Source organism: Kocuria sp. ICS0012 (genome assembly GCF_001665945.1).
In the GTDB taxonomy this organism is placed as follows: Bacteria; Actinomycetota; Actinomycetes; order Actinomycetales; family Micrococcaceae; genus Kocuria; species Kocuria marina.
On sequence record NZ_LZMM01000059.1, the window covers coordinates 37,971 to 56,476 of the forward strand.

16 protein-coding genes are annotated in these 18,506 nt (G+C 61.8%); 12 read left to right on the forward strand and 4 right to left on the reverse strand.

Going from position 1 to position 18,506, the window contains the following annotated elements; translation table 11 throughout:
* Positions 1–388 precede the first annotated feature (388 nt).
* Complete coding sequence (locus A5728_RS13690; RefSeq protein ID WP_082943394.1) at positions 389–1,297, forward strand: dsDNA nuclease domain-containing protein; 909 nt, start codon at positions 389–391, stop codon at positions 1,295–1,297.
* Here A5728_RS13690 and A5728_RS09895 read toward each other — a convergent pair.
* The gene (locus A5728_RS09895; RefSeq protein ID WP_064846867.1) at positions 1,266–2,588 is read right to left on the reverse strand and encodes an ISL3 family transposase; all 1,323 of its coding nucleotides are present in this window, start codon (positions 2,586–2,588) and stop codon (positions 1,266–1,268) included. The genes A5728_RS13690 and A5728_RS09895 overlap by 32 nt on opposite strands.
* 15 nt (positions 2,589–2,603) lie before the next feature.
* On the opposite strand from A5728_RS09895, the gene A5728_RS14220 reads away from it, so the two are divergent.
* The 4 genes from A5728_RS14220 (at position 2,604) to A5728_RS14225 (ending at position 6,903) form a co-directional block, all read left to right on the forward strand.
* Entirely contained in the window at positions 2,604–3,074 is a 471-nt protein-coding gene (locus A5728_RS14220; protein WP_156523434.1) for an ABC-three component system protein, read from the forward strand.
* 186 nt (positions 3,075–3,260) lie between these two features.
* Positions 3,261–3,752 (forward strand): three component ABC system middle component, encoded by a 492-nt coding sequence (locus A5728_RS15130; protein ID WP_369795632.1) that lies wholly within the window; start codon positions 3,261–3,263, stop codon positions 3,750–3,752.
* Positions 3,753–3,756: 4 nt separating this feature from the next.
* The gene (locus A5728_RS13700; RefSeq protein ID WP_082943396.1) at positions 3,757–5,724 is read left to right on the forward strand and encodes a DUF3732 domain-containing protein; all 1,968 of its coding nucleotides are present in this window, start codon (positions 3,757–3,759) and stop codon (positions 5,722–5,724) included.
* Positions 5,725–6,003: 279 nt separating this feature from the next.
* Positions 6,004–6,903: a hypothetical protein gene (locus A5728_RS14225; RefSeq protein ID WP_156523435.1), complete on the forward strand. Its 900-nt coding sequence runs from the start codon at positions 6,004–6,006 to the stop codon at positions 6,901–6,903.
* A gap of 65 nt (positions 6,904–6,968) precedes the next feature.
* Here the strand turns inward: A5728_RS14225 and A5728_RS09915 are convergent, their stop codons facing one another.
* Both A5728_RS09915 and A5728_RS09920 read right to left on the reverse strand, forming a co-directional pair.
* Positions 6,969–7,739, reverse strand: coding sequence for a hypothetical protein (locus A5728_RS09915; protein ID WP_064846871.1), 771 nt, complete (start codon positions 7,737–7,739; stop codon positions 6,969–6,971).
* A 321-nt stretch (positions 7,740–8,060) separates the two neighbouring features.
* Positions 8,061–9,308, reverse strand: a complete 1,248-nt coding sequence (locus A5728_RS09920) for an IS256 family transposase (protein ID WP_064846872.1) — start codon at positions 9,306–9,308, stop codon at positions 8,061–8,063.
* 229 nt (positions 9,309–9,537) lie between these two features.
* On the opposite strand from A5728_RS09920, the gene A5728_RS09925 reads away from it, so the two are divergent.
* The 6 genes from A5728_RS09925 to A5728_RS09945 all read left to right on the forward strand — a co-directional run bounded on the left by A5728_RS09925 (position 9,538) and on the right by A5728_RS09945 (position 17,105).
* Complete coding sequence (locus A5728_RS09925) at positions 9,538–11,676, forward strand: site-specific DNA-methyltransferase (RefSeq protein ID WP_064846883.1); 2,139 nt, start codon at positions 9,538–9,540, stop codon at positions 11,674–11,676.
* A complete protein-coding gene (locus A5728_RS09930; protein ID WP_064846873.1) occupies positions 11,676–14,252 on the forward strand; it encodes a DEAD/DEAH box helicase in 2,577 nt (858 codons plus the stop codon). The genes A5728_RS09925 and A5728_RS09930 overlap by 1 nt, the downstream gene beginning before the upstream one ends.
* Positions 14,253–14,268: 16 nt before the next feature.
* Positions 14,269–15,330: a hypothetical protein gene (locus tag A5728_RS09935; protein ID WP_156523437.1), complete on the forward strand. Its 1,062-nt coding sequence runs from the start codon at positions 14,269–14,271 to the stop codon at positions 15,328–15,330.
* Positions 15,330–16,406, forward strand: a complete 1,077-nt coding sequence (locus tag A5728_RS09940; protein WP_064846875.1) for a hypothetical protein — start codon at positions 15,330–15,332, stop codon at positions 16,404–16,406. The genes A5728_RS09935 and A5728_RS09940 overlap by 1 nt, the downstream gene beginning before the upstream one ends.
* Before the next feature lies 1 nt (position 16,407).
* Positions 16,408–16,659, forward strand: coding sequence for a hypothetical protein (locus tag A5728_RS14230; RefSeq protein WP_156523438.1), 252 nt, complete (start codon positions 16,408–16,410; stop codon positions 16,657–16,659).
* Positions 16,660–16,889: 230 nt separating this feature from the next.
* Positions 16,890–17,105, forward strand: a complete 216-nt coding sequence (locus A5728_RS09945) for a hypothetical protein (protein ID WP_064846876.1) — start codon at positions 16,890–16,892, stop codon at positions 17,103–17,105.
* On the opposite strand, the gene A5728_RS09950 is transcribed toward A5728_RS09945, so the two are convergent.
* Entirely contained in the window at positions 17,089–17,262 is a 174-nt protein-coding gene (locus tag A5728_RS09950) for a hypothetical protein (RefSeq protein ID WP_231885610.1), read from the reverse strand. The two genes, A5728_RS09945 and A5728_RS09950, sit on opposite strands and share 17 nt — an antisense overlap.
* 331 nt (positions 17,263–17,593) lie before the next feature.
* Here A5728_RS09950 and A5728_RS09955 point away from each other — a divergent pair, with 331 nt between their 5' ends.
* On the forward strand, positions 17,594–18,280 hold the full coding sequence (locus tag A5728_RS09955; protein WP_156523439.1) for a hypothetical protein: 687 nt from the start codon (positions 17,594–17,596) through the stop codon (positions 18,278–18,280).
* The last annotated feature ends 226 nt before the right edge of the window (positions 18,281–18,506 follow it).

Genomic DNA, 18,506 nt, shown 5'->3' on the forward strand with positions numbered 1-18,506 from the left:
GACCAGTGTGCCACCGCAAAGACCCGCGGGCCAGCGGTGCACCCGTTTTATGGCACGTAAAACATAGCTTTGCTGCTGCGGACGGACGGTGTAGGAACTTCCATCCTGTGGCGAGGAGCCCGTTCCTCATCTCACCGGCACACCCACGGCAAGAACCTCATGCCCCACAACAACTAGCGACTTCCCCCCGCCCGCATTAGAGCCCTGGTCGCGCCCTGGCTTTATCTGGAGGAACAGCCACTTGCGCATGCGGATGCATGTTTGGCGTAGGGCCACCTCTGCCGATGGGCATGGACTAGCCGCTAATGTGATCCGATAAGAGTCCTTGTGGTCTAGTGCAAGGGCCCACTTCCCACCACGAGACGTCGTCTGCGAGGAGGCTGCTCGAATGGCCGGCCATAATGCCGCAGCCTCCGCGGCCGGGTATCTATATCAAACGAACTGGGCGCTCGTGGAGCTGTTGCGCAAGGGACGGACTCGGCCGGACCAGGCGATCACCCTTGAACTTCACGACGATGTCGCTTGGACCACTGAGAATGACTCTGAGGATGCCCTGGAGCTTCTTCAGGTCAAGCTACACACCACGGCCAAAGCCGCTGGCTTGGGCGACATGGGAGTCGACATCTGGAAGACCCTCAAGGTGTGGATGGACCGCCCCGACGCGACCGACCCCCACGGCCCCGACCTAGCACTCGTTACCACGTCTATTGCTAATCCCGGCACGGCCGCCTTTGCCCTTCGGCCAAGCTGCACCGCTGACGGAGAGACACGTGACGTCACTCTTGCGATTGAACTACTTGTCAAGGCCGCCAGTGAGTCCACCAGTGCTGGAACTCAAGCTGCCCGCATGGCCTTCCTCGCACTAGGCGAGGCCGGGCGAAGTCACCTAATCAACCGAGTTCGTGTGCTTGATGGCCAAATTTCACCTGAGGCCATCGACGCTTCATTGCGCGAAGAGCTGGCCTATGGGTTACCTGCTGGCCAAGAAGGCGAGGACCGCTTCGTCGCTCAGGTATGGCACTGGTGGGCTCAGATGGCGATCGGGATGCTTTCAAACACTCGAGCCACAGTCAGCGTCGGTGAAGTTCGCACATTCATCCGCGAGCTGCGTAATAGCTACACGACACAGAACCTACCAACCACCGTGCCATTGTCCGCAATCACCAATGAGCACATAGGGCTTTACGATGGCTCCCTTTTCGTCGCTCAACTGAAACTTGTGGATTATGCCGGCGAAGCATTGCGAACCGCAATAATCGGGCTCTTCACAGTTGAGGGTGTAGGAGTTGGGGCCTGAAGCCGCCGGTCTCGAGCAGACTGCGGGCGATGTAGTTGGTCAGGTTCCTGAACCCGAGTGCGCTGCCGCGCAGGTGCTCGAGTCGGCCGTTGATTGCCTCGGTCGGGCCGTTGCTGGTGCCGGGTCGGTCGAAGTAGGCGAGCACGTCTGCGGCGCGCTTCTTCAGGGTCCGGCCGAGCTTCGCGACCTCGACCAACGCCTTCGGAACGCCGGTGCCCAAGTCGGCGATGAGCTTGGTCATCAGCTTCTTGCCTGTGGCGCGGTCGGGCTCACGGTAGGCGGCGACCATGCGCTGGTAGATGCCCCAGGTCGCTTCGACCTCGACATGGGCGTCGTCGGCGAACAGCCGGTTGAGCCGGTCGATCTGTCGGTCGGTGAGCAGGCCGGCACCGGTGTGCAAGGTGCGACGGGACTTGTAGAGCGGGTCGTCTCGGTAGCCGCGGTGGCCGTGGACGGCGAGCTGGACCCGGCGGCGGCACTGGTCGAGTGCGTCACCGGCCAGGCGTACGACGTGGAAGGGATCCATCACCGCGACCGCGTCGGGGACCTCCTCGGCGGCGGCGGTCTTGAAGCCGGTGAACCCGTCCATCGCGACGACCTCGACCGCCTCGCGCCACGCTTCGGGGCGCTCGGCGAGCCAGGTCTTGAACGCCTGTTTGGAGCGGCCCTCGACCATGTCGAGCAGCCTGGCGGGGCCCGTGCCCTCACGTACCGGGGTGAGGTCGATGATCACGGTGACGTACTTGTCACCACGCCTGGTGTGGCGCCACACGTGCTCGTCGACCCCGAGGATGGTGACGCCGTCGAAGCGTTGTTCGTCGTCGATCAGGACTCGTCTGCCTTCGGCCAGCACGGCGTCGTTGGCGGTGTTCCACGCGACCCCGAGACCCTCGGCGACCCGAGCGATGGTGAGGTGTTGGACCACGATCCCTTCCAGTGCCCACCGCAGGCCGGTGCGGGTCAGCTTCGCCCGGGGCTCGGCTGCCCGGCTGGTGTCTTGGCGCCACACATGTCCGCAACCAGTGCAGCGGTAGCGGCGGATCGACACCAGCAGCGTGGTCGGCCGCCAGCCCAAGGGCACGTGGGCCAGCCGGCGGGTCACGGCGTCGCGCGGCGCACCCTGACAGCCACAGCGTCGGCACCAGCCCTCGCTGCCGTCATCGGCGTCGAGAACACGACAGGCCAGAACTACACGGTCGGGTTCGAGGTGCTGGCCGACGACTTCGAGTCCGAGGTCATCGAGTCGGCAGAACTTGGTCAGGTCGGGGCGCGCGAAGGTAGCGTCAGGCAAGTCGAGGTCTTCTGGATGGGTGGCGTAGGAACCTCCATCTTCAGGGGACCTCGACGTCTACCCCGACAGCACCCCGTCAATGGCCGTCACACCCTCAACTGTGAAGAGCCAATAATCGACTATCACCGTGCTATTACCCAAGAAACGGAATGGCTTAGCGACAGCCTTCTCGATCGACAGGAGCTGCGGAATTTTGAAGAGGAACTGCGCTTTGAGTGGCAAAGAGAGTTCGAAAACATGGTTTATGACTTGGATCTTGACGACCTAAACCCTTCAGTCGTGGAAAAAGCGAAAATCAAGGCCGGTCGAAAGCTGCTTAACTATCTTTTACAATCGACTGCGGTCACCGTGCGCTCTCACTACAATGAAGGCTTCTACGGTCGTGGGAAACGGCATGAACTCGCAGGACACCATGATGTGACCCAAAGAATCGGGTGGCATCCAGACTTCGCCATCCGTCTTGAGGCTCTCGTGCTCGGGGCGTGATTCCCATGAGACAGAACCTATGCGACTGGACTCGTGTGGCCTCGAAATTCACTGGCATCTCAGGCTGGCGGACTCACTGCGCATCACCCGTAAATGCACCTTATGAAAACCATAAAATATACGTCAGACGGTCCCTCAGACGATCCCCGCAACTTTCACCTAGCAAGGATGGCATGGTTTTGTGACATGACAGGATGGCATGAGCGTTCCCGCACCGAAGCAGCCATGCTCAACCCAGCGTTGGTGGCTGCCATCGTGGCCAACGCGGCTTTGCAGTACCACTCTCACGGTGGACACTCAATGCCTTGGCCTCTCTCGTTCGTCGTTGCTCCCATGGTTTTGCATCGCGGAACGCGCGAAGCGCTGCCGACCACGAGCAGAACCAACTTGGGCGCGTGGGTAGCTGATCACCCAGTCGAGCATGCAGGATTCGCGCGACGCGCACTCTCCCTACGTGACCCAGTTCAGGAAGGCATACGGTTTGGCCTCCAAAATGGTCTACTTCACGTCGACTCGGAAGGATGCCTGACCGGCACCTTGGCTAGTGGGCGTGGCCACACTCTGGAGAGAGGCAGTGAGGCCAAGCAGATTGTTGCCAAGGCCGGGTTCGTGGGAAAGTGGTTGGCTAAAGTCGACCAACCAGCAACAACCTTCGTGGTCCTTGGCGTGGCACCCTAGTAGGGTGCAGCTTCTTTCCCTGATCCTTTACAACGCAGACAGGCGCACCCGCCGTCTCAACTTCGTGCCGGGCGCGCTCAACATCGTGACCGGCGAGTCCGGTACTGGAAAGAGTGCGTTACTCACGATCGTCGAGTACTGCCTGGGTCGCGACACCAACTTGGTCCCGGTGGGCCCAATCTCTGAAACCGTCGAGTGGTATGCGACCCTGTGGCAACTCGACCATGACGGTTCTCGCGCATTCGTCGCCCGCCCGAAGCCGGCCAAACAACGTACCAGTAGCTCGACGGCCATGCTGGAATTCGGAGTGAACCTCGAACCACCCCCTCTGGAAGCGCTGCAGTCCAATATCGACACGAAGCAACTGCGCCAGCAACTCGGTCGTCGTATCGACATCGAGGAAAATGAGACGGTACCCGGCGCAGGAGCACTGCGGCATGCGCTGGAGGCCAATCTCGGTCATGCTGCGCTCCTTTGCCTGCAAGCCCAGTCGGAGATCGCGAGTCAGTCAGTGATGTTTCATCGCATGGGTGAACCGGGAATAGACCAGGCATTACGTGACACAATTCCGTACTTTTTGGGCGCGGTCGCACCGGATGAGGCGCTCAAGCGCGCACAACTTCGCGATGCTCGACGCACCGCGGCCAGGCTCGAAGGAGAGTACGAGCGGGCTCAGCTAACATCACAAACCATCGATGTGGAGTTGGGCTCCCTATACGCTGAGGCTCGAGCCGTAGGACTTACCGCAGATGTTGAAATAACTGACCGCCGAGAGCTTATTAGCGCCCTCCAAAGTGCACGCGTTACGCAATCGATTAATTTTGCATCGTATAGTACTGAAGAGCAGGACCGGTGGAGGACTCTGGATGAGCAACGGGACGGCCTTTCTAAACAATTACGTACCGTGATGGAAAATCGCGGCTTACTACTCAACGAATCCAAAGCCACCGACCATTTTGTCACAGCACTAGAGCAACAGCAATCGCGATTAACCTCTCTGAGGCTCTTTCCTGATATTGTGAATGCGAATCACCACGAAGATCAGGAGCACTCTACTTTTAATTGCCCCGCATGCGGAAGCCACTTAGAGGACCCTGATCCGACCCCCCAAGCACTACGGGACAGCCTTGAAGAACTGCGGTCGCAGGTCGGGAACCTGGCAGGCGCACGACCCGCACACCGCAAGGCTTTGGCAGACCTCGACAGTCAAGCAGAAGAATTGCGCGAGAGAATTCGTGTCACCGAGGAAGCACTTCAAAATTTAGATAGAGTCCGCCAAGTCAGTGAAGACTCTCGCTCCAACATCCGTGACTTTACCCGTGGCCGCATTGACGCCACGTTGTCGCGACTGAGACTCACTGATGATGTATCCCTGGAGGTACTACGCCAACAAGTTGAGCAAGCTCGAGCAACGGTGGCTGCGCTGGAAGACGAATTGGATGACGACAACCGCCGAGAGCAGCTGACATCCCGCCTCGTGGCTGTGGGTCGCGACATCAAGGCTTATTCCGAGCAACTCGAATTGGAACACAGCGCCGAGGATGTTCGCCTCGACTTGGCCCGGCTAACCGTCATTGCAGACACCGCGAATGGCCCTGCTCCGCTGTCGCGCATCGGTAGCGCGAAGAACTGGGTCGGTTATCATCTCGCCACACACTTAGCACTGCACCGCTACCTGACTCTACAGAACCGCCCAGTACCCCGATTCCTCATGTTGGACCAGCCCACGCAGGCTCACTATCCCTCGGAAAATGACAATGAGAGCGGACTACCAGAGAATGATGCAGATCGGATCGCCGTTCGGGCTATGTTTGAACTCATGCGGGACGTCGCTGTTGAACTTGCACCCAATTTTCAGGTAATCGTATGTGACCACGCGGACCTCCCAGAAGACTGGTTTGCAGACGCAGTGCGCTACCGCTGGCGCCATGGTGAAGCGCTCGTCCCTACGGAGTGGATTGACGCGTCATAAAACGGACCTTTACAGATGAGTGTGGAGAGGCATGTTTCGCCAGGCTCGGTGACCACCCTCATGGTGACGCCGCCAACACAACTGCCGTTACGGTGTATGCGCAATGGCCTACTGATCCGGCCCCATCCGCCAGTCTGATCCCCAATGTTTCGAATGAACACCCGCAGACTCAAGTGAGGATGGCCCGCCAGGGCGGCAGTATCGCGAGGCAACCTGGAACGCGGAGTGGGCCAGCAGCAGAGCGGTTTGGTCTGATGGTCGGACCCGTATTGTGTGTTTATGAGCAACAGATTCCCCGGGCAGGCTTGCGTGTTCTGCCCGAACCCGAACGTCGGCGTCGGGGAGCATGTCTGGCCGAGTTGGTTTATCGGAAAGTTCCACGGACAGGGCCCGTTCACGACGTCTCGCGCGGACGTTCCATACACGAAGCGCGACAAGGAGACCCCGGTTACTGCGGACGCACTGCTCGGGGTTCACGTCCCCGCGTGCAAGGACTGCAACGCCACCCTAGACACGACGATCGAGAAGTCAGCGAAGCCCGTTGTACGTCGACTTCTCAAACATGGAGACTCCAGCGACGAACTCATACTGTCAGCGGACGAGTGCGTGGCCCTGGCTCGGTGGCAGCTGAAGGTCGGGCTGCTGTCAGCGCACGCTGCTGCGGACCATGATCATCCAGGACTGCAACGTGACCAGGATCTGCCACGGCTCCCGGTCGTCCGGCCCGAGTGGCTGGAATGGATGAGGACCGGTGGCGAGCCCCCAGCTGGGTTCTCGGTTTTCGTTACGCGGCGGCACCTCCGCGGTGAGGATGCGCCGCCTGCAGTCAAACAGCACATCGTGTTACCGCAACTAATCGTTGACGGTGAAGATCTCAACTTCATGAGCCAGTCGTTCGGATTCTCCGGAGTGAACGCCACGATCGTGTGGCACCCAGGATGGCCGATCGCCCACGCTCAGGTGGATACCGGGCGAGCCGTACGCTTGTGGCCCAATCCGTACGAGATCAACTTCGGCGTGCTACCACAGGTGCACTCGAGGGAACTGACGTTCTGGGATGGGGCCATCGTCGGCGTGGGGGCGGCGGACGAACTCACACAGCTCGCGCAACACCCGTTGAGCGTGGACTCCGACTCGTCTGTGGCGGTCTTCGGGGTCGCGCTCCCGTCCGAAGAGTGAATCTGTCACGCCACATGCGATCTCGGACGGAAGCATCGCGAGTCAATCCGAGGGGACGCCGGCGGCTAGCTCAGGCCAGGGAGCGGGCTAGGGAGCGCCCTCGCGATCCCTAGCAGGAGTTCGAGGCTGTCACGAAGGTCGTGATCGGACAGGGCATTGTGCGGGTTCTCAGGGTGATGAATCTTATTGCGGACGGCGGTGGGCAGGGTCGTCGTCTCTTGAGTGACGGTGCCGTCTGGCTTCATTTTCAAGTATGGCGTTGCCTGGGAAAGCCCGTGGCTCGCGAGCCAGTGGTCGAACTGTTTCACGGTGGACAGCCCTGCATGATCCTGCAGGTGTCCAACCAGCATGGTGTGGTTGATGATGAAGGTTTGCCGGTCGATGTCCATCAGGTCGTCGAGTGTTACCCATCCGCTGTCGATCAGGTCTTGATGGTGCCATCGGAGCGGCAGAGAGCGGTTGTCGACGCGGTCAGCGAGCACTCGAAGGGTGAGTGCGAAGTCCAGCCTGTGAATGAAATCTTCCAGCTGTGCGTCCTCGGTGTCCCATGCAGCGAGCAGATTCAGCACGAAGACTCGGAAGTCCCAGATGTACGACTCTAGATCCGCGGGCGTGAGTGAGACGAACTCAACGCTGGTAAGAGCAAGGCGGAAGTCCTCGAAGGACAGGTGCAACTCCGCGGTCCGATTCCACCGCGCCACGGCAGTGTTGAACTTCGTTTTCGTCTCCTGGTGAGAGTAGCCAAGATGACATAGTCGGAAGTATGCCGCTTCGAGGGTTGTCTGGAAGCCCTGCTTCGTCTCGACGACATTGTCGGCATACAAGATACTCGACATCCTCGAGGCTCTTGGGCGGGAAGAGCCAGTAGTGATTCTTCCAGTACCGGTTCTTGCCCCAGTCAATGTCGATGCCGTTCAGCGACAGCGTGATTGCAGTACCCACAATGGAATCTTTGCATCGCATCTCGGTGACGGCTCCCTCGGGCCCCAGACGGCTAGATGTCATCTGATGGCGCGGCAGTCCCAGACTTGTGCCGCGCGCAGGGCGGCGACATGTACCTCGACCGCGATAGAGCGCAGATGCGTAACCTCTACCGCAGCACAGTCCGGGTCAAGTCCCCGGTGGTGGTGTAGCGCTCGGTCCTTCGGTTTGAGGGGTTAGGCGCTGAGTTCGAGGTTGTTGTCGGTCATCTCCTCGGGGTCGTTGTCGGCGACGAGGGTGAGTCTGCTTTTGGCGAGGATGTCGAGGCCGAGGTAGCGGCGTCCTTCGGCCCATTCGTCGGTCTGCTCGGTGAGGACGGCGCCGAGGAGGCGGATGATCGCGTCGCGGTTCGGGAAGATGCCGACGGAGTCGGTGCGGCGGCGGATCTCGCGGTTGAGGCGCTCGTTGGGGTTGTTGGACCAGATCTGCTGCCAGAGCCCTTCGGGGAACCCGGTGAACGCGAGGATGTCCGCTTGTGCGGTATCGAGGTGCTCGTGCGCGTCGGGGAGTTTCCCGTCGACGTAGTCCAGGAGCCGGTCGAATTGGGCGTGGACGGCGTCGGCGTCGGGCTGGTCGTAGACGGAGTGAAGCATCGCTTTCACGGCGGGCCACATGGTCTTCGGTGTGACACTCATCAGGTTCGCCGCGTAGTGGGTTCTGCAACGTTGCCAGACCGCGCCGGGCAGGTTCGCCGCGATCGCTTCGACGAGGCCCTGGTGGGCGCCGCTGATGACCAGGCGCACCCCGCCCAGGCCGCGGGCGACGAGATCGGCGAAGAACGAGTTCCAGGCAGCCCCGGTCTCGGATGTCGCGACGCGGAGCCCGAGGACTTCGCGGCGCCCGTCCGCGTTCACGCCGGTCGCGATAAGCACGACCGCGTTGATCACCCGGCCGCCTTCGCGGACCTTCATGGTCAGCGCGTCAGCGGCGACGAACGTGAACGGCCCGGCATCTTCGAGCGGCCGGTGGCGGAACTGGTCGACGTGCTCATCGAGCTCGGCCGCCATCCGCGAGACCTGCGACTTCGAAAGGGAGTGGATCCCGAGGGTCTTCACCAGCTTGTCCATCCGGCGGGTGCTGACGCCGGCGAGGTAGCAGTCCGCGATCACGGTGATCAGCGCGGTCTCTGCCCGTTTGCGGCGCTCGAGCAACCACTCCGGGAAGTAGGTCCCCGCCCGCAGCTTCGGGATGGCAACGTCGATCGTGCCAACGCGGGTGTCCAGGTCGCGGTGCCGGTAACCATTGCGCTGCGCGAGTCGGCCGGGTGAGGGCTTGCCCCACTCCGCACCAACAACGGCGTCCGCGTCAGCGGACAGCAACGCGTTGATCATCGTCTGCAGCAAGCTGCGCATCAGATCCGGCGACGCGTCGGTCAGGGCTTCAGCGAGCACGCTCGCAGGGTCGACAATATGAGGAGCGGTCATCGTGATGACTCCATTCGAGTGAGAAGTAGAGAGCTTTCTCGAAGGATCACACGGTGACCGCGCCTACGTCGTGAACGACGAGCCTGGCCACCGCGAACTACACCACTTTATGGGGCACCACTCGATCTGGCAGTGCCTCGGCCAAGCCTGAAGGGTTTTGTCGGACATCCCGATTACGATGCCTACCAGCGAGTTCGAGCACTCGCAGACGTGTAAGGAGCACCAGCGAGTGTCACGACTCACCGAACTGTTGAGGCAGGCCAGGAAGGCCGACTGGCAACTCGGAGACGACCTGGAGAAGGAGTTCGCCGCCCTGATGAAGCGGCGCACCTTCGGGCTCGTCTTCGAGCCGCATCAGCCCGAGGCCGTCGAGTTGCCGAGTCGGGCTGTGCGGCGTGGGGACAAGGTGCGAGTCCTAGCGCCTCGCGGTGAGACGAAGGCCGGGGATCAACGGCTGTGGCGCGTGGAGAAGATCGAGCGCGTCGACGATCAGCGAGTGGCTCGTCTGCTGGAGATCGAGGCCGACGAGCCGGAGACCCGGGCTGTGGTCGTGGACGATCTGGTGGTGGTTGCGGAGTTCGATGACCGCATCTACCCGGGACTGGTCGAGACTGGACGGGTGGAGCGCGGCGGGCCGGACAAGCCCTTCCACACCGTCATCAACGCTGAGAACTACCACGCATTGGAGATGCTCACCTACACCCATCGCGGGAAGGTTGACTGCATCTACATCGACCCGCCCTACAACACCGGAGCAAAGGACTGGAAGTACAACAACAACTACGTCGAGGGGGATGACGACTACCGGCACTCGAAGTGGCTGGCGTTCATGGAACGGCGACTGGAGGTGGCCCGTGAACTTCTGAACCCAGACGATTCCGTTCTCATCGTGACGATTGACGAGAAGGAATACGCTCGACTGGCGCTTCTTCTCGAACAGATATTCCCGGAAGCAAATATTCAGATGATCTCCTCCGTCATCAGCCCAGGTGGAGCCTCTCGCGTCACCGAGTTCACTCGCGTCAATGAGTATTTGTTCTTCGTAATGCTGGGCGTCGCTCGTCCTTGCAAGACGGACAACGATATGCTCCTTACCGACTACCGCCCCACCGCGAAGAACCGTTCAGCGATCTGGAACTCGCTCCGGCGTCGAGGTGCGGGAATGGAGCGGGCAGATTCACCTAGCAAGTTTTATCCTGTTTATGTCCGGGCGAGCGATGGGATGGTCCTTGGGGCTGGGGAGCCTCTTGCACAGGACGACAACCCAGAGGACGTGGAAAGACGGGACGACGTTGACATCGTATTCCCGATACTTCCCGACGGGCGTCAAGGCAGATGGGAGTTGAATAGAACTTCGTTCGAAGACCGTCGAATGAAGGGATACGTGCGAGCCGCCAGCCGTGATAAGGCTGGGGATTGGATCGTGCAATACTTGCGAAACGCGGAGATGGAGAGAATCGAAACGGGCGAACTGGTCTCTGATGGCCTATCTCCCTCGGGATATCATCAACTCACGTACTCGGAGACAATCTCGCGACAACTTCCAGCCAAGACTACATGGAATCGCTTGTCACACGACGCTGGCACCTACGGCTCCCGTACGCTCAAGTCCCTGCTGCCTAACAGAAGATTCCCCTTCCCGAAATCTCTCTACGCCGTTGAAGATGCTCTGCGCTTCTTCGTCAAGGACAAGCCGAACGCTACGATCCTCGACTTCTTCAGCGGCTCTGGCACCACGGCTCACGCAGTCATCCGTCTCAACAAGCAGGACGGTGGTCGTCGTCAGTGCATCAGTGTCACGAACAACGAGGTCAGCGCCGACGAGCAACGCAAACTGCGCAAGCAGGGGCTTAGACCGGGCGATCCCGACTGGGAGGCGTTGGGCATCTGTGACTGCATCACCAAGCCGCGCGTGACTGCTGCGATCACGGGCAGGACACCCGAGGGCGAGCCGATCAAGGGTGAGTACAAGTTCACGGACGAGTTCCCGATGAGCGAGGGGTTCGAGGAGAACGCAGCGTTCTTCACTCTCACTTATGAGGCTCCTCTCTCGGTGCGTCACAACCGGGCGTTCGAGCGGATCGCGCCGATGCTGTGGATGCGGGCCGGGTCGCAGGGGCGGATCATCGAGGACTTGGGTGAGGACGGCTGGGACGTGGCTGAGACCTATGGCGTGTTGGAGAATCTGGACCAGGCGGGTGACTTCGTGGCCCGGGTGGCTGAGGAGGAGTCGGTGCGGACGGCGTTCGTCGTGACTGACGATGACAGCGCGTTCCAGATGGTGTGCCGGGACCTGCCCGCTCAGGTGTTGCCGGTGCGGTTGTACGAGTCGTACTTGCAGAACTTCATGCTCAGGGGTGGTCGCTGATGCGCTTCACGCTGAAGGACTACCAGTCCGAGGCGGTGCGGGACGTGCTGCGGAACCTGGACCAGGCCCGGGACATGTACCACCGCTACGGCTCGCTGTCGCAGTTCTCCCTGACGGCCACGACCGGGGCGGGCAAGACGGTCATGGCCGCTGCGGTGATCGAGGCGCTCTTCTTCGGCAACGACGAGTTCGACTTCGACGCCGATCCTGGCGCGGTCGTGTTGTGGTTCTCTGACTCTCCGGACCTCAACGAGCAGTCCCGGGCGAGGTTGCAGGAGGCCGCGAGCGAACTGGACTCGCGGCTGCGGGTGATCGAGACGACGTTCTCGGAGCCCTCGTTGCGTCCGGGGCATGTGTACTTCCTGAACACGCAGAAGTTGTCGAAGAACTCGCGACTGGTGCGGGGTGAGCCCGAACCGGCTCCGGGGCAGGAGAGACTTTTCCAGCCGCGCCCGGATGAGATGCAGTCCTCGATCTACGACGTGATCACCAACACCGTGGAGAACAAGGACCTCACGCTCTATTTCGTCCTGGACGAGGCACACCGGGGCATGGGAACCAGCGCCAAGGACCGCACGACCATCGTGCGCCGCTTGATCAACGGGCACGCGGCGGTCCCGCCGATGCCGGTGGTCTTCGGCATCTCGGCCACGGTCGAGCGGTTCGAGGAGGCCATGAAGCAGGTCCAGAGCCGCACGGCTCTTCCCCCGGTGGTGGTGGACTCGGCGTTGGTGCAGGCATCCGGCCTCTTGAAGGACGACATCGTGCTCTCGATCCCGACCGAGGAAGGCGTGTTCGACACGGTTCTCCTTCGCCGCGCGGTGGAGAAGGTGCGAGCCTCGACCGCTGCCTGGCTGGCCTACGCGGACGAGCAGGAGGAGGCCGATCCGGTCACCCCGCTCCTGGTCGTCCAGGTCGGTGACAAACCGACCGAGGAGACCCTCGTGCGGACGCTAGACACGATCTACGAGGCGTGGCCCGAACTCGGGGTGGATGCCGTGGCGAACGTCTTCGGGGAGCACCAGGACCTGCTGATCGCCCAGCAGCCGGTGCCCTACATCGAGCCGCAGAGGGTGGAGGACGCTACCCACGTGCGGGTGTTGCTGGCCAAGTCCGCGATCTCCACCGGGTGGGACTGCCCCCGTGCGGAGGTGCTGGTCTCCCTGCGCCCGGCCAAGGACCGGACCCACATCACCCAACTGCTCGGGCGGATGATCCGCACACCCCTGGCACGGCGCATCCCGGGCAACGAGTTGCTCAACTCCGTAGACTGTCTGCTGCCGTTCTTCGACCGCAAGACCGCCACGGGCGTGGCAGAGATGCTGATGAAGGGCGCAACCTCCAAGGACGAGGAGGACACCGACACCGGAGGCGGCGAGGGACGCCGCGTCCTCTTCAACCCGGTGGACCTGTACCCCAACCCGCAGGTAGCGCAGGAGGTCTGGGACTGCTTCGCTTCCCTGCCCTCGGTGACGATCCCGAAGAAGGGCGTCAAGCCCATCCGCAGGCTCACCGCGTTGGCGACAGCGTTGTCCAAGGACCTGCTCGTGGAGGACGCGGTGGTCAAGGCGCACGCGCACCTGCACGCCGTTCTCGACGGTCGTGCGGTGCAGTACAAGGAGAAGGTCACCCACGCCCGCCAGGACGTGCTCACCATGAGTGGTGAGGAGGCTCGGGGCCGGATCGGGGGAGGGTTCACCTACAAGTCGTTCGAGGAGTCGGCTGACCCTCGTGCCATCGAGGACTCCTACCGGGCCGCGACCCGTGTCCTCAGCCCAGCAGTGTGCTCCTCCTACGTCGACCACCTCGTCGGCCCTGAGGGTGACGATGACGACCTCCTGGAAGCCAACATCACCGTCGCAGCCCTCGGACGGGTGCCGGAGATCGCAGAAGCCGTAGAGACTGAGGCCGACGACCTGGCAAGGCAGTGGCTCACCCAGACGCGCGTGGCACGCAAGGGACTGCCGGACGAACGCCAGGCCGAGTACGACCGCCTGGAAGGCATGTCGACCCAGCCCGAGCGCGTCTCCCTGACCGTCCCGAAGGTGGCACAGGCCGAGACGATGGTCAGGGAGGTGGACGGGGCAGAGAGCCCGCTGCCGACGCGGCTCATGCACCTCATGGCAGCCGAGGACGGCACCTACCCCATCTCCCTGAACGAGTGGGAGCGCAAGGTCCTGGACTCCGAGGCCAGGCAGCCAGGCTTCAAGGGCTGGTACCGCAACCCGGCCCGGTCCACCAAGGAGTCCCTGGCCATCGCCTACAAGGAAGACTCCGGCACCTGGAAGGCGCTGCGCCCGGACTTCATCTTCTTCGGCACCGACCACACCGGCCAGGTCGTGGCCGACCTCGTGGACCCGCATGGGCACCATCTCTCCGACGCGCTCCCCAAGTTGCGAGGGCTGGCAGCGTTCGCGGAGAAGTACCAGGGCGAGTTCCGCCGCATCGAGTCCGTAGCCGAGACCGGAGGGACAATGCGCGTCCTCGACCTCACCAAGCACCATGTGCGACAGGCCATCCGGGATGCCAAAACGGCCAAGGGTCTGTATGAGTCCGACGTAGCGAGCGACTACTGACCAAGGTGGGAGAGACGTGATTGCGGGCGCGACCTGGTGGGAGGCGGCATCGGCACTAGGAACAGTTGGTGCCGTTGTCGTCGCGCTCTTGCTAGCAGCCGGAGAGGCTGCACGAGCGCGTCGCGCAGAGCGAGCGTTGGCAGAGGCCCATTCGGAACAGCGGGCTGAGGCCGAGGAGAGACAGGCTGGGATGGTGTCCGCCTGGGTGGAGATCGAGGCGACACCCAGCGAAGACGGGAGCCATTATGAGCGGAAGGCGACCGTTCACGTGGCTAACGAGAGCGACCGTCCGGTCTACAACGCGAACGTCTGCATCGGTGTCCAAAACTCCCCTCGACGCTGGACCCCAGTTGGCCCGCTCGCGGTCCCCCTGCCCCTGCCCGTTCTTGCCTCACGTTCGCGCCAGTCGTGGGACATCACGATCCCGCTCTTGGCCTGCTCCATCGAAGCGGGCAACGTGATGAGTGGCCCAACAGCAGCCATCGCCTTCACGGACTCGACTGGAGAGCGCTGGACCCGAAACTTTGATCTTGCTCTGACGAGACAGTCGAAGGAGGGTGAGGCTGCGCTCTTTGCCGTCGACCCAGAGTATGGCGAAGAACAGATGGGGCAGATCGAAAACCCTTTCAACCCAGTCACCATCGTGTTGCTGTTTCTCACTGCCCTAGGTAGAGAGGAAGGGCCGGACTGGGACCTGATCTCAGCACTCCTGGACCCAGCCGCCGAGGGTTGGAGCCGGATGACCAACGACCAGTGGACGGAGGCCGCGCGCGGCTGGTCCCAACTCGGGATTGCTGCGCACGTGCACTACCCCGCCCCTCGCATCGCCTACGTAAAGACGCTGACAGACGAGGCCGCTGAGCGACGCATAGACGCCGCAGGATTTGTCGAGGTCCCCATGACGCTTTTCACGCTCAGGTACGTCCGTGGCGCTGGATGGAGAGTCTTCAGCGTGGGTGCGCCCACGCCAGCGCACATGATCGAGTTCCCGGAAAGGGACCTTCTTCGGGACCTTCGCTCAGTCGATCCGCCAGAGACGCCTGGGAAGCCGAGCAGATCGCGTAGCAAGGGGAAGTGATGGATACTAACTTCGCTCCGATGGGAGAGGTGCGACTGCGCCAGATTCTGGCGGCGATTGTGGACGAGGGTGATGCTGCTGAGCATCTCGGTCTAGAAGCCAAGAGCGACATCGACCCCAGCAAGAGGGGCCTCGGGGTGGCCAAGATCGCCAAGTTCATCCTCGGGATGGCCAATCGTCTGCCGGAGACGGCCTCTGGGCACTTCAAGGGTTACGGGGTTATGGTCATCGGAGCAGAGAAGGGTCAGGCTCCAGGCATCCCCAAGGGCGTCGAGGCCCACGAACTGGCCGACAGGCTGAAGCCCTACCTCGGGCCGGAGGGCCCTCGCTGGGACTTGGCTCGCCTCGCCACCTCGGACACGCACGAAGTTCTCTTCGTCCTCGTGGAGCCTCCGTCGCAGGGCCAGCCGCCCTTCGCCTGCCACAAGGACTTCCAGCCCTCTGACAGTGCCGACACCAAGTTCTCACTGGCCAACGGTGACATCTATGTCCGGGACAAGTCGCGGACCCGGAAGGCCCACGGTGTCGAGGTTGTATCCCTAGTTGCACGTGCCCGGACATACGTGGACGCCCAACTTTCGGTGAACTTCGAGGTCCACGGCCAAGCGTTGCACATGGTCGAGAGCGAAGCATTGCGGACCCGCTGGGTGGACACGCTGACGAAGGAGTATCGCGAATCCCGGGCAGCAGAGGAACAAGAGCAGGGGCACAAGTCCAGCCCATGGAGACTCAACATCCCCGTGCCGCTATCGCTGTCGGGGCCTCGGCTGGGCGTTGAGGAGCAACTCCGCGAGTTCAAGAGTCGCGTTGGCCAAGAATGGGCCAAGGGGATGGACCTGCTCGCCTCAGCAACTGCTGAGCCGATCACCTTCAGGTTGGAGAACCTACAGGCCACCTACCTCGGCAGGCCCGAGGTGATTGTTCTGGTCCGCGAGGCGAGAGCGTTGGATGCTCTGGATGCGGAGGACATTGATGATGACGAGATTCTCCCTCAGGTCGAGGATGTCCGGAGTCCGTACGAGATTGCCAGCAAAAACATGCTTCGTGGCATCGCACCCTGTTGGTCGACGACGTGACGTGGAGTGGGAGAACACGCACGGCGGCGATGTTCGTATCGTCCTGACGCCAGAATCCCTTAGGCCAGGAACCCCCTGGGACACTGACGAAGGTGAGTTGGTGATCCTGTCGACCGATCCAGATGCCGAAAATCTTGAAATCGAGTGGTCAATCACCGTTGAAGGCAGTGGTAACAGGTTGGAGGGCCGGGCGACCTTGCCGGTCTGTGTCGAGAGCGCCATTGACTTAGTGCGGAGAATGTCGGAAGGGTAATCCACCCCTCCGCTGAGCATGTAGCCAGTATCGTTGCAATGCTGGTTGGGCTGAAGGAGAGGCAGGTCGCCATCGGGGTGCTGCACTGGGGAAGTGAGCGCGCCGGTCGCTCGTACCCTCGACGCCACTCCCACCGAGCACGAAGGATTAGGCTTCCTGGCTCGTACAGGCTTGCGGTCTACCCTCTGTAGCACCCAGCGATGCAAGACCTGCCACAGAGAGGGACCATCATGCCCATCCGTCGCCCCGACCCTGACCTCGATGCCGAACTAGAGCGTCTGGCTGCCCGCTTCGAGGCCGAAGACCGCGAGGACCGCCGAATCGCCGCTCAGGAACGCCGCGAGGACAAGGAGCGAGCCGCCAAGGGTCTGCCGCCCAAGAAGCGACCCCGGCCCAAGATCAGGACCTACGGCTTCACGGACACCGCCGTCACCCCGCGCGACTGACCCACGCCTCTTCCAGAAGCACCGTCGCGACGGCGTACTCGGTGCGGTCCCGGTCGAGATCGGGGATGAAACGGGCGAGGTGCTTCCTGGCGTGCTCGGCTGCCTCGAAGACGGCAGTGATCAGGGACTTCTGAGAGATGATGCCGGTGTTCGTCATGCACATGGACCGTAGCCTGAGCCAGTGACACTCGTCAGCGATTGCAGGCAGAGGGCTCTTGTCTCAACCCCGCTGCTCTTGCTGGCACAACGGGGCGATGGTCGGCCTATTCTCGCTCTACCATGCACACTGCCTATTGAGCAGTGCAGTTTCTACTAAGACGGGACACCGTGACCAACCGGAACCTACACGGTGGCACCCCGGACCTCGCACCTCCCCACGGGCAAGTCAGATCAACGGCACCTGATTGCGCGGCAGTTGCGCGCTGGGCGCGTTCCCCATCATTACGCATGATGCGTGAACAATGGAGGGACGACCACGAGGAGAGCCTATGACTGACACCCCCGACGAGCGTGCCGCGGGCAACACACCCGGAGAGGCAGAAGCGACACTCCCCAGGATTCGACGCAAGTATCCGGCCACCGGAATGAAGATGAGCCGCGTTCGCGAAATCCAAAAGCTCATCAAGGAAGGGCGCGAGCACGAAGTTCCCCCCGAAGAGCTACACGAGACACAAGAAGTTTCTCACCAACTACGGGAAAGCATGAATCAGCTGGGCGAAAGACTGGCCCCGGATCTGTCTCATCTGCAGGATGCAGCACGCAAGATCACCGATCGGAACCTCAATCTGTCCCAAGGGAACGCCTCGTCATGGCTGGAGCCCGAGAAAATCGAGCTCCTCGCGCTCCAGCGCCCGCCTGACATCGAGCCTCCTGACCTGGATGGGCTTGCCGAAAGCATGGCAGAGGCCCAAGCCGAGAAGAACGCCCAGGTGAAGCGCGCCCAGGACACCGCGGATGAGACGAACAACCTATTGATCGAGCTGACTGCGCTGATGGCCAGCGTGGAGACCAGCAATCGCAACACGGAGCGCGTCACTGTTGAGATTAAGGCCCATCGAGAGCAGTCTGCGGCCCAGCAGGCTAAGCAAGACAAGATCAATGTGCTTCTGGCCGTGACAGCCGTTTTGGTTGCTGCGGCGTCCCTTGTCGTTTCGATAGTCACTGGCGCCAGCTAGTAGGACAACGTCACTGCTCGCCCCGGTAGCCAGGCATGAGTCGCAACCCATACCGCAATGCCGTTCTCGTAGATGTCCGTTAACCGGCCATATGTAAAGTGGAAAACATCCAGCTGTCTTGTCGTTTCGAGGGAAGAGCCTGGGGCGGCCGCAACATCTGACAAGCCCGCGGGGGGGGGGGGGCGGGCCCGCGGTGATCGGCAGGGTCAATTCAGGAACGTAACGG

Coding starts and splice junctions, on each gene's coding strand:
- A5728_RS13690 (WP_082943394.1), top strand. CDS start 389: ATGGCCGGCCATAATGCCGCAGCCTCCGCGGCCGGGTATCTATATCAA.
- A5728_RS14220 (WP_156523434.1), top strand. CDS start 2,604: ATGGGTGGCGTAGGAACCTCCATCTTCAGGGGACCTCGACGTCTACCC.
- A5728_RS15130 (WP_369795632.1), top strand. CDS start 3,261: ATGACAGGATGGCATGAGCGTTCCCGCACCGAAGCAGCCATGCTCAAC.
- A5728_RS14225 (WP_156523435.1), top strand. CDS start 6,004: ATGAGCAACAGATTCCCCGGGCAGGCTTGCGTGTTCTGCCCGAACCCG.
- A5728_RS09915 (WP_064846871.1), bottom strand. CDS start 7,739: ATGTCGAGTATCTTGTATGCCGACAATGTCGTCGAGACGAAGCAGGGC.
- A5728_RS09920 (WP_064846872.1), bottom strand. CDS start 9,308: ATGACCGCTCCTCATATTGTCGACCCTGCGAGCGTGCTCGCTGAAGCC.
- A5728_RS09930 (WP_064846873.1), top strand. CDS start 11,676: ATGCGCTTCACGCTGAAGGACTACCAGTCCGAGGCGGTGCGGGACGTG.
- A5728_RS09940 (WP_064846875.1), top strand. CDS start 15,330: ATGGATACTAACTTCGCTCCGATGGGAGAGGTGCGACTGCGCCAGATT.
- A5728_RS09945 (WP_064846876.1), top strand. CDS start 16,890: ATGCCCATCCGTCGCCCCGACCCTGACCTCGATGCCGAACTAGAGCGT.
- A5728_RS09950 (WP_231885610.1), bottom strand. CDS start 17,262: ATGACGAACACCGGCATCATCTCTCAGAAGTCCCTGATCACTGCCGTC.
- A5728_RS09955 (WP_156523439.1), top strand. CDS start 17,594: ATGACTGACACCCCCGACGAGCGTGCCGCGGGCAACACACCCGGAGAG.